This window comes from Streptomyces sp. NPDC058289 (genome assembly GCF_042880975.1).
In the GTDB taxonomy this organism is placed as follows: domain Bacteria; phylum Actinomycetota; class Actinomycetes; order Streptomycetales; family Streptomycetaceae; genus Streptomyces; species Streptomyces stoeckheimensis.
On sequence record NZ_JBHVYI010000167.1, the window covers coordinates 1 to 9,441 of the forward strand.

12 protein-coding genes and 1 pseudogene are annotated in these 9,441 nt (G+C 71.2%); 8 read left to right on the forward strand and 5 right to left on the reverse strand.

Annotated elements, in window-relative coordinates:
• The 3 genes and pseudogenes from ACFVX6_RS39940 to ACFVX6_RS39950 form a co-directional block, all read left to right on the forward strand.
• Nucleotides 1-98, forward strand: a pseudogene (locus tag ACFVX6_RS39940) (MerR family transcriptional regulator); the annotation flags it as partial.
• A 119-nt stretch (nt 99-217) separates the two neighbouring features.
• Nucleotides 218-790, forward strand: coding sequence for an RNA polymerase sigma factor (locus ACFVX6_RS39945; protein WP_389699497.1), 573 nt, complete (start codon nt 218-220; stop codon nt 788-790).
• Nucleotides 787-1,437, forward strand: a complete 651-nt coding sequence (locus ACFVX6_RS39950; protein ID WP_389699498.1) for a hypothetical protein — start codon at nt 787-789, stop codon at nt 1,435-1,437. Before ACFVX6_RS39945 ends, ACFVX6_RS39950 begins: the two co-directional genes overlap by 4 nt.
• Before the next feature lie 86 nt (nt 1,438-1,523).
• Here ACFVX6_RS39950 and ACFVX6_RS39955 read toward each other — a convergent pair whose 3' ends face one another.
• Nucleotides 1,524-2,312, reverse strand: coding sequence for a GNAT family N-acetyltransferase (locus tag ACFVX6_RS39955; protein WP_389699499.1), 789 nt, complete (start codon nt 2,310-2,312; stop codon nt 1,524-1,526).
• Between the two features lie 116 nt (nt 2,313-2,428).
• On the reverse strand, nt 2,429-2,632 hold the full coding sequence (locus ACFVX6_RS39960) for a cold-shock protein (protein ID WP_389699500.1): 204 nt from the start codon (nt 2,630-2,632) through the stop codon (nt 2,429-2,431).
• 271 nt (nt 2,633-2,903) lie between these two features.
• Between ACFVX6_RS39960 and ACFVX6_RS39965 the strand changes: the two genes are divergently transcribed.
• Both ACFVX6_RS39965 and ACFVX6_RS39970 read left to right on the forward strand, forming a co-directional pair.
• On the forward strand, nt 2,904-3,296 hold the full coding sequence (locus ACFVX6_RS39965; RefSeq protein WP_389699501.1) for a molybdopterin-binding protein: 393 nt from the start codon (nt 2,904-2,906) through the stop codon (nt 3,294-3,296).
• 6 nt (nt 3,297-3,302) lie between these two features.
• The gene (locus ACFVX6_RS39970; RefSeq protein WP_389699502.1) at nt 3,303-4,091 is read left to right on the forward strand and encodes a sulfite exporter TauE/SafE family protein; all 789 of its coding nucleotides are present in this window, start codon (nt 3,303-3,305) and stop codon (nt 4,089-4,091) included.
• A gap of 40 nt (nt 4,092-4,131) precedes the next feature.
• Here ACFVX6_RS39970 and ACFVX6_RS39975 read toward each other — a convergent pair whose 3' ends face one another.
• The 3 genes from ACFVX6_RS39975 to ACFVX6_RS39985 form a co-directional block, all read right to left on the reverse strand.
• On the reverse strand, nt 4,132-4,734 hold the full coding sequence (locus ACFVX6_RS39975; protein ID WP_389699503.1) for an HAAS signaling domain-containing protein: 603 nt from the start codon (nt 4,732-4,734) through the stop codon (nt 4,132-4,134).
• Nucleotides 4,731-5,105 carry a PadR family transcriptional regulator gene (locus tag ACFVX6_RS39980; RefSeq protein WP_389699504.1) on the reverse strand — a complete coding sequence of 125 codons (375 nt, stop codon included), beginning with the start codon at nt 5,103-5,105 and terminating at the stop codon, nt 4,731-4,733. The genes ACFVX6_RS39975 and ACFVX6_RS39980 overlap by 4 nt, the downstream gene beginning before the upstream one ends.
• Nucleotides 5,106-5,218: 113 nt before the next feature.
• Nucleotides 5,219-5,365: a hypothetical protein gene (locus ACFVX6_RS39985; protein WP_389699505.1), complete on the reverse strand. Its 147-nt coding sequence runs from the start codon at nt 5,363-5,365 to the stop codon at nt 5,219-5,221.
• On the opposite strand from ACFVX6_RS39985, the gene ACFVX6_RS39990 reads away from it, so the two are divergent.
• The 3 genes from ACFVX6_RS39990 (at nt 5,364) to ACFVX6_RS40000 (ending at nt 9,313) form a co-directional block, all read left to right on the forward strand.
• The gene (locus ACFVX6_RS39990; RefSeq protein ID WP_389699506.1) at nt 5,364-6,233 is read left to right on the forward strand and encodes a helix-turn-helix domain-containing protein; all 870 of its coding nucleotides are present in this window, start codon (nt 5,364-5,366) and stop codon (nt 6,231-6,233) included. The two genes, ACFVX6_RS39985 and ACFVX6_RS39990, sit on opposite strands and share 2 nt — an antisense overlap.
• Nucleotides 6,234-6,300: 67 nt before the next feature.
• Nucleotides 6,301-6,933 (forward strand): class I SAM-dependent methyltransferase, encoded by a 633-nt coding sequence (locus ACFVX6_RS39995; protein WP_389699507.1) that lies wholly within the window; start codon nt 6,301-6,303, stop codon nt 6,931-6,933.
• A gap of 265 nt (nt 6,934-7,198) precedes the next feature.
• A complete protein-coding gene (locus ACFVX6_RS40000; protein ID WP_389699508.1) occupies nt 7,199-9,313 on the forward strand; it encodes a glucose PTS transporter subunit IIA in 2,115 nt (704 codons plus the stop codon).
• The last annotated feature ends 128 nt before the right edge of the window (nt 9,314-9,441 follow it).

Below are 9,441 nucleotides of genomic sequence, written 5' to 3' on the forward strand. Positions count from 1 at the left end.
CCCTCGCCAGCATCAAGGAGTTGCTGGAGGCGTGGGACACCGGCCGCGGCCTCGGCGGGGTGCTCGGACTCGTAGTCGAGGTGCACGGTCCGTGGACCGTCTGCGTGTCCCGGTACTCCCGGCAGGCTCGTTCCCTCCCGATGAAACGCTTCGGGCGCCTTCGGCCAAGTACTGGATGAGGGAGCCATCCGGGATCCCCGTGCAAGGGAGGAACCGGGTGCTCAGCCCACGACACGAGACCGGACCGCCGGGTCTCACCACACCTGAGGGATTCGGTGCGTTCTACGAGGAACACATCGACGCCGTCCTCGGATTCGTCACGCGCCGGGTCGCCGACCCGCACCTGGCGGCGGACCTGACCGCCGACATCTTCCTCGCCGCCATGGGAGCGGCCGCCGGATACCGGCCCGGCAGGCGGGCTCCGATCGCCTGGCTGTTCGCGATAGCCCGCACCATCCCGTCGGGCGCCCGCGGGCCGGCCCGCGACGGCGGAGCAGCGGCGCGGCTCAGCGGCCGAGGCCTCCTCGACGGCGAGGACCTCGCCGCGCTGGAGGAACGCATCGACTCCCAGCGGGCCTTCAGACAACTGGCCGAGCGCCACGCCGTCCTGCCCGAGCCGCTGCGCGCGGCCCTCGATCTCGTGGTGGTCGACGAACTCACCCCGGCCGAGGCCGCGCAGGTCCTCGGCGTCACCCGGGCGACGATCCGCGTCCGCCTGCACCGTGCCCGGCGCGCTCTGGGCGCCGTCCAGGGCTCTGTCACCGAAGGCCAGTTGGAGGTTTCCCGATGAGCGATAGGCCCAGTGGTTTCGAGGAGCGCCTCAAGGCGGCGCTCATGGCACGTCTCCCGGACGTGCCGCCGGCGCCCCCCGCTCCATCCGTCGCCCGGCGGTACGGCATCCCGTTCGCGGTGGGCGCCGCGACGGCAGCGGTCGTCGCCGTGATGGCCCTGCCCGGCAATACCCACAACGGCTCCCGGCCCGCCCACGGTCCCACCGCCTCGCCGAGCCCTTCGATCACGGACGAGCCCGAGATCAAGCGGGACGCCGACGGCTCGCTCCGGTTCAAGCTGCCCGAGAACCACCAGGTCCCCGCCCTCGCGGAGCGGCTGAAGGCGCTGGGAGTAGCAGTCGTCGTGGTCCCGCAGCGGCCACGGTCCCAGTGCTCCGACATGGGAGGCGGGTACCGGGGTCCCCAGGCCGATCCCGAGGCCGAGATCATGCAGAACAGCGGTGACGACTTCGACCTGAAGGTCAACGCGAAGACGGTCCCGCCGGGCTACACGCTCACGTTCGGGTGGTCGGACTACTACCCGCTCGGTCAGCGGGGGTCCAGCTTCGGCGTGATCGAGACCTCCAAGGTCCCGTCCTGCTCGATCGACTACTCCGAGGGACTGGAGGAACTGCTGGCATCCCGCGCGGCAAGCCCGGCACCGTAGCGCGCGTCCACCCGGCAGCACGTCGGCACAGCACTCGGCCGGCCCCGGCCCCTCACAGGGCCCGGGGCGGGCCGGCCCGCCGTTCCCTACGGACGAGCCGTGAAGAGCGCTTCGGTGAACTCCGTTACCTCGCTGAAGCCGAGCCGGCGGTAGAGGCGGACGGCGGTGGCGTTGTCCGCACGGACGTTCAGCCCGATGTGGTCCACCGTCTCTCCCAGCCGGCGGCACAGCGCGGCGACGCAGGCGCCGCCGGCGCCCTGTCCGCGTACCCGCGGATGCGTGGTGACGTTCCCGATCGCGGCGACCCGGTAGCCGGCCGAGTGCACGTGCACGCCCGCCACGGCGACCAGCTGTCCGGCCTGCCGGGCGCCGAGATACTGGCCGGTGTCGAGCATGCGGTCGTCGAACCAGTTGCCCGGGTACGCCTGTTCGAAGAGTTCGAGGAGTTCCGGGAGGTCATCCCGGCTCAGCGGGGCGGGCTCCCAGGGGCCGGCGGGATACCGGTCGGCCATGTCGGGCTCGGTCAGCGCCATGCGGAGCAGGGTGGAGTGCGACTGAGCGACGTACCCGGATTCCAGAACCTTCGCGGCGTTCCCGGTCAGATGCCCGAGAAAGCGCCGGGGCAGTACGGGGAGCAGCGCCTCGGCGAGCCCCTCCAGGGCGGCCGCTTGCCCGGGGCGGGTGAAGCCCAGCAGCGTCGGTACGTCGCCGACCGCGTAGAGCAGTGCCACCGGCCCGTCCTGGGAAAGGGTGTACCAGCTGGTGTGGGGCCACGGCAGGTCGTCGAGGTCGCCGAGCTCCATCAGGTTCATGGCGGGATCCCGTTCGAAGCGGGCGGCCAGGTCTGATCGGTCGTGAAGGCTGTGCAGGATCACCCGGACAGAGTACGGCGGGGCCCGACCCGGTCCGACGGCGAGGTGGGCGGGACCACCGGCGGCGGACGCAGCGACGCCCCGCACCGATACGGTGCGGGGCGTCAGACTGCTACGGCTCAGACGGGGCGAATGTCCTCGGCCTGCGGGCCCTTCTGGCCCTGGGTGACCTGGAACTCGACCTTCTGGCCCTCCTGGAGCTCACGGAAGCCCTGGGCGTTGATGTTGGAGTAGTGGGCGAAGACGTCGGGGCCGCCGCCGTCCTGCTCGATGAAGCCGAAGCCCTTTTCCGAGTTGAACCACTTCACAGTTCCGGTGGCCATCTGATGCTCCCTGTCGGGGACGAGGGTCCTCGCTGCTGAGGACCCTTGGGTGTGGGGTGCTTGCCCTGGTCCTCCGACGCTTGGTGAAGCGGTACTTCGGACACACGACTGCCGATCACGAGGCATGATCTACCCACTTGCACGAGGAGGGCAAACCGATGATCGTTTTGCCCTGGCATGGGCACATCGCATCCGGTCGATCGAGCCCGCCACCGCGCGGGGCCGAGGGTGCTCGACGGGCCCGCGATCTTCAGCCCGTAGGGTGGTGCTCATGGAGTCGTACACGATGGGGCAGGCCGCCGAGCTGCTGGGCGTGAGCGTCGACACGGTGCGGCGGTGGGCCGACGCGGGCCGCTTCCCGACCCACCGGCAGGGCAGTCGGCGCATCGTGGAGGGGCCCGCCCTCGCCGCGTTCTGCGTGGAGGTCGCCCAGGAGGGCGCAGATGACGGGGACACCCCCTCCACCTCGGCGCGCAACGCGTTCCCGGGGATCGTGACGGCCATCAAACTGGGCGACGTCTCGGCGCAGGTGGAGGTCCAGGCGGGCCCGCACCGGGTGGTGTCGCTGCTGACGCGGGAGGCCGTCGAGGACCTCGGCCTGGAGCCGGGCGTGACGGTCACCGCCCGGGTGAAGTCGACCAGCGTGCACATCGAACGCGGCTGAGCTCCCTTGGAATGGGGGACGGGCCTGGCCGGCCTGGCCACCGGCCTGCTGATCGCGGTGATCACCGCACCGGTCGGGGTTTCCGGCGCGGTGTTCCTCCTGCCCGTACAGCTGAGCGTGTTCGCGGTCCCGAGTCCGGCGGTCACACCGACCAACCTGCTCTACAACGTCGTCGCCGGCCCCGGCGCGCTCCTGCGCCACCACCGCACCGGCACCCTGCACGGGCCGTTGGTGCGCCGACTGGTTCTCGGAACCCTGCCCGGCGTGGTCCTCGGAGCCGTCATCCGGGTGTTCGCGATCCCGGGCCCGGCCGTCTTCAAGGTTCTGGTGGCCGGGTTCCTGCTCCCGCTCGGACTGTGGCTGATCGCCCGCACGCTCCTGCCGTCCCGGTGGTCCGGCCGGGCCCGTGAGGCGCTGTCGCCGCGGGCGGTGACCGGCCTGGCCCTGGCCGTCGGCGTGGTCGGCGGGATCTACGGCATCGGCGGCGGCTCCCTCCTGGGCCCCATCCTGGTCGGCCGCGGCACGCCGGTCGCCCAAGTCGCCCCGGCGGCCCTCGCCTCGACCTTTGCCACCTCCGTGGTCGGCGCCGCCACCTACAGCGTGCTGGCGCTCTCCGGCTCCGGCAGCATCGCGCCGGACTGGTTCCTCGGCATGGCCTGCGGAGCCGGCGGTCTCATCGGTGGCTACCTCGGTGCCCGCCTCCAGCCGCACCTCCCCGAGAAGGCCCTCCGGCTCCTCCTGGGCACCCTGGCCACCGCCGTAGGCGCCCTCTACGCCGCCCAGTCCCTGACCTGACCGGGTCCGGTCGTGGGCCGTCTCACCCGGGCGACATGTCTCAGGCGCGGCGGCCCCGCCAGAGCCATGCAGCCGTGCCGGCCAGCAGGGCGAGCGTCGCCAGGTTGGCCAGGGTGGCCGGGGTGTCGCCCGCGGGGGCGGCGCTGGACCACGTCCAGACGCTGATGGCGAGGGTCGGCAGCACCGCGGTGAGCAGCACGCCGGTCGTCTTCCGGACCGTGCTCCAGTGCACCGAAGTGCAGAGGAGCACCGCGCCGATGACGCGGAACAAGGTGCTGCAGAACCCGGCGGCGGGGACGTGGGGGAAGACCGCGGCGAGGAGGAAGGGGAGGGTGAGCATCAGGAGCGGGACCAGCGGGTGCACCTTGCCGCGCCGGACGGGTGCGTGGGCCCCGCTGTGGGCCGGGGCCCCGACGGCCACCCCGTCGCCCGCCTCTGCCAGTGCCGTCGCCGCGATCGTACGGGGGTCCCCCAGCTCCGCCAGGACCACGCCGATCGTGACGTGGGGACGTTCGGCGCGCGTCACCTCGATGTGTTCGGCGAGGTCGGCGAGGAGCTCCCGGCGACGGTCGGCGGGCAGTGCGGAGGCCTCGCGCTCGACGGCGGAGAGGTAGTCGCGTACGGGGTCGGCCGAGGTCTTCATGCGGGGTCTCCGGTGGAGTGGTGCGGGGTGGCGAGGAAGTCGTCGACGGCGTTGCGGAAGCCGGGCCAGACGCGGGTGAACTCGTCGAGTGCGGCGCGGCCGCTGTCGGTGAGCGCGTAGTAGCGACGGGGTGGTCCGGAGGCGGACTCCTGCCAGGTGGTGGTGACCAGGTCGTCGCGGCGCAGTCGGGAGAGCAGCGGGTAGACCGTGCCCTGGCTGGTGGCCAGGGTGCCGGAGTCCTCCAGGGCGTGCAGGAGCTCCACGCCGTACCGGGGGCGGTCCCGCATCAGGGCGAGTACGCAGTACTCCAGGACCCCCTTGCGCAGCTGGGCGGCTGCCCGGGCCTGCTTGGTCGAATCACCTGGTTCCATGCGATGCAAGATACCTGGTGAGGCAACCGGGCGGGAAGGGGGTCCGGTGTCACGTTCGCCGGAATCACGTGGCCGATACTTGATCACGTGACGGGGGGAAGCACGGCTGTGGGTCAACCGGTAGGGAACTGGTTCACTGCCAGGTCAAAGGGTGTGGGGGATCGCATGGGCTTGCCGGTGGCGTCGGAGACAGTCGTGGCGCGCGAGGACAGGTTCGATTGGTTTTGCGAGACGGTGTCCAGCGACGTGATGCCCGTCATGCTCAGCACCCGGCACACCGCCGACTTCCGGGCGAAGATCACGGACTTGGATCTCGGCGTGGTGCGGCTGTCCGCCTTGACGTGTTCGCCGGTGCTCTCGCGTCGTACTTTGGCCCATGTCCGGCGCGGTGACCCCGAGCACGTGCAGTTGGCGCTCGTCACCCAAGGTGCTTTCAGGATCTCCCAGCGGGGCAGCGAGTCGGTGGTCGCGGGGGGCCTCGTGCTCACGGACACCTCACGGCCGAGCCAAGGGGCCAGTGCCGGCGGGCAGGGCGGGGCGATCGTGCTGCAGATTCCCCGCCCGGCCCTGGCACTGCGCCCGAACCGCGTGGACCGCCTCCTCGCACAGAACCTGGCCGCGGACAGGGGGTCGGGGGCCGTCCTCGCCGACTTCCTGAAGACCCTGCTCGCGCACGGCCCGCGCTGTCGCCCCGAGGAGCTGCGCGGGATGGGGGCCATAGCCCTCGACCTGGCCACCGCTTGTCTCGCGCAGCAGCTCGGCGACCTGGGCGAGGCACCTGCCGAGGTGCGCGCGCAGGAGACCCTGCAGCGGATCCACCGCTTCATCGAGAACAACCTCGGCGACCCGGGCCTGACTCCCCAGCTGATCGCCGATCGGCACAACCTGTCCCTAAGGGCGCTGCACGCCCTCTTCGCCGACCAGGACCTGAGCGTCGCGGCACGCATCCGCGAGAAGCGGCTGGAGCGCGCCCACGCCGACCTCGCGCGCGGGGAACCGGGCGGCCAGCCCGTCCAAGCCATCGCGGCGCGCTGGGGATTCTCCAGCGCCACCGCCTTCAGCCGGGCGTTCCGTGAGGCCTACGGAATCACCCCGACCGAACACCGGGCCTCGTCCCTGAATGCCTGAGGGCGCGCTTTCCCGAGTCCGTGGGGGGCGGGCTCGGGTCGCCTGCGAGGGTGTTAACTTCCTGCCCATGGTGGATCATCAGACCGAGACCAGGACGGCCTACGACGGGGTCGTCGAGCTGTACGCGTCGCTGTTCGCCGATCGGCTGGAGACGCAGCCCTTCGCGCGAGCCATGATCAACACCTTCGCAGAGCTGGTGCGCGGGACGGGGAACCCGCGAGCGGCCGACGTGGGATGCGGCCCCGGGCACCTGACGGCCATGCTGCACGATCTGGGACTGGACGCCTTCGGGCTCGACCTCTCCCCGGCCATGGTCGACCACGCCCGCCGGGCCCACCCGGCGTTGCGCTTCGACGAGGCGCGCATGGAGGCCCTGCCCATCGAGGACGCCGCGCTAGGCGGCGTACTGGCCCACTACTCGATGATCCATACGCCGCCCAGGGAACTGCCCGCGCTGCTCGCCGAGCAGGTGCGCGTCCTGGCGCCAGGGGGCCTGCTCCTGGCTTCGTTCTTCGCGACCGACGGATCGGAGCAGCCGGTCCGCTTCGACCACAAGGTGACGCCCGCCTACAGCTGGCCGGTGGACCGGTTCGCCGAGTTGCTGTCCGGGGCCGGCCTGGTCCCGTCCGCCCGGCTCATCCACGACCCGGCCTCCGAACGCGGCTTCCTCGACGCCCACTTGCTGGCCCGCCGGCCCTAGTGTGCCGCGCCGCGCCTGTGCGGTCCTCCGCAGGCAATTCCCGGTGTTAAGATTTTGTTTGATCGATCTCGATCGCAGGATTGTTACTCCCCGAGGGCATCACCTTCGTCGCCACGCGACGCCAAGGCGGTGCACCGCTCGAGGGGAGGCAAGGCCTGGGTAGCGCCGTGTGCGCGACCCGGGCCTTTTTTGTTGCCCGGATCCGGGCGAGAGAGATCGCGAACCGAAGCAGGATGGCAAGCGCCCCAGGATGCAAGGACGCATCATGAACACACCCGTAGCCGGACCCGGCACGCCGGCGGAGCAGATCCTCCGCGGCGTAGGCGGAGCCGAGAACATCGAGAGCCTCACGCACTGCGCGACGAGGCTGCGTTTCCAGCTCCACGACGGGGCGAAGGCCGACACGGCCGCGCTCGACGCCCTCACCGGCGTCATGGCCACCGTGCCGCAGTCCGGTGACCGCCTCCAGATCGTGATCGGCGGAGCCGTCGCACGCGTCTACTCCGAGATCATGAACCTGCCGTCGATGGCAGGAGGCGGCACGGCCGGACCGAAGTCCGACGCGGACGTCAAGGCCGCCATGCGGGCCAAGAGCCGCGGCCGCTACGCCTGGGTCGACAACTTCTTCGAGTACCTGTCCGACTCGTTCCGCCCGCTCATGGGCGTCCTGCTGGGCTCCTCGCTGATCATCGCGATCGCCTCCGTCCTCGACGCCCTGGGCGTCGTCGACTTCCGCGCCGCGGACAAGTCCGCCACCTGGGTGTTCGTCGACGCCATGTGGCGCTCGGTGCTGTACTTCCTGCCGATCATGGTCGCCTACAACTCGGCCAAGAAGCTGAAGATCGATCCCTGGGTGGGCGCCGCGGTGATGGCCGCGGTGATGACCCCGAACTTCACGGGCATGCTCAACCCGAAGTCCGGGATCCCCGGCATCACCTGCACCACCAACGGGACGCTCGGCACCCAGGAGTGCGTGGCGCACGTCTTCGGGCTGCCGATGCAGCTCAACGACTACGGCGGCCAGGTCTTCGTACCGCTGCTGATGGTCGCCGTGCTCGCCCTGGTCTACAAGGGACTGCAGCGCATCTTCCCGGAGACCGTGCACCTGGTCTTCGTACCGTTCTTCAGCATGCTGATCATGATCCCGATCACCGCCTTCCTCATCGGCCCGCTGGGCGTCTGGGCCGGCAACGGCCTCGGTGAGGGACTGTCCTGGCTGAACGGCAACGCCCCGATCGTCTTCGCGATCCTCATCCCGCTGCTGTACCCGTTCCTGGTGCCGCTGGGCCTGCACTGGCCGCTGAACGCGCTCATGCTCGTGAACATCAACACCCTCGGCTACGACTTCATCCAGGGCCCCATGGGCGCCTGGAACTTCGCCTGCTTCGGCGCCACCGCCGGTGTGCTGCTGCTCTCCCTCCGCCACCGCGAGAAGGAGATGCGCCAGACCGCCACCGGAGCCCTGGCCGCGGGTCTGCTCGGCGGCATCTCGGAGCCCTCGCTGTACGGCATCCACCTGCGCTTCAAGCGGATCTACCCGCGCATGCTCGTGGGCTGCCTCGTGGGCGGCGTGATCGTGGGCGTCATGGGCGGCGTGGACACCAAGGCCTTCGCCTTCACCTCCCTGCTGACCATCCCGGTCTTCTCCCCGATGACCACCTACGCCATCGCGATCACGGCGGCCTTCTTCGTCTCGATGGCGCTCGTGTACTTCTCCGACTTCCGCACCCCCGAGGACCGCGCCCAGGCCAACGCCGAGCGCGACGCCTCCGAGGCCGCTTCCCGCGGTGAGGCCGCACCGGCCGATGACCGCGAACTCGTCACCGTCGGCGCATCGGCGACCACCGCGGGCGCTTCCGCCTCCGCCTCCACCCCCGCCGCTGCCTCCGCCTCCGGGGCCGGTGCTCCCACCGCCACCGCCGGAAAGGCCATCGAGCTCGCCGCGCCGGTCGCGGGCCGCGTCGTCGGCCTCGACGAAGTCGGGGACCCCGTCTTCGCCTCCCGCGCGCTCGGCGAAGGCGTGGGCATCGAGCCGGCCGACGGCCGCATCGTCGCCCCGGTCGACGGAGAGCTGATCATCGTCGCCGCCACCGGCCACGCCTTCGGCATCCGTACCGCGGACGGCGTCGAGGTGCTCATCCACATCGGCATCGACACGGTGCAGATGAAGGGGGAGGGCTTCGACGTCCGCACCGAGTCCGGCCGGCAGGTCTCCGTCGGCGACCTCCTCGTCGAGGTCGACCTCGACGCCGTTCGCGCGGCGGAGCACCCGACGGTCACCCTCATGACCGTCACCAACACCGCCGACCTCACCTCGGTCGAGCCGCACACCGGACAGACCGTCGCCGCCGGGGCCCCCGTGGTGACCGTACGACGGTAGCGACCCGCCACCGGTCCGAAGCGGGCCCGCGCCCCGTCCGGGGGGGGGGCCGCGGCGGTCCGGCTCGGGGGGCGGGGGGCACAAGGGGGGCAGGCAAAGCGGGGTGAATGGGCCGGACCCGGCCCCGA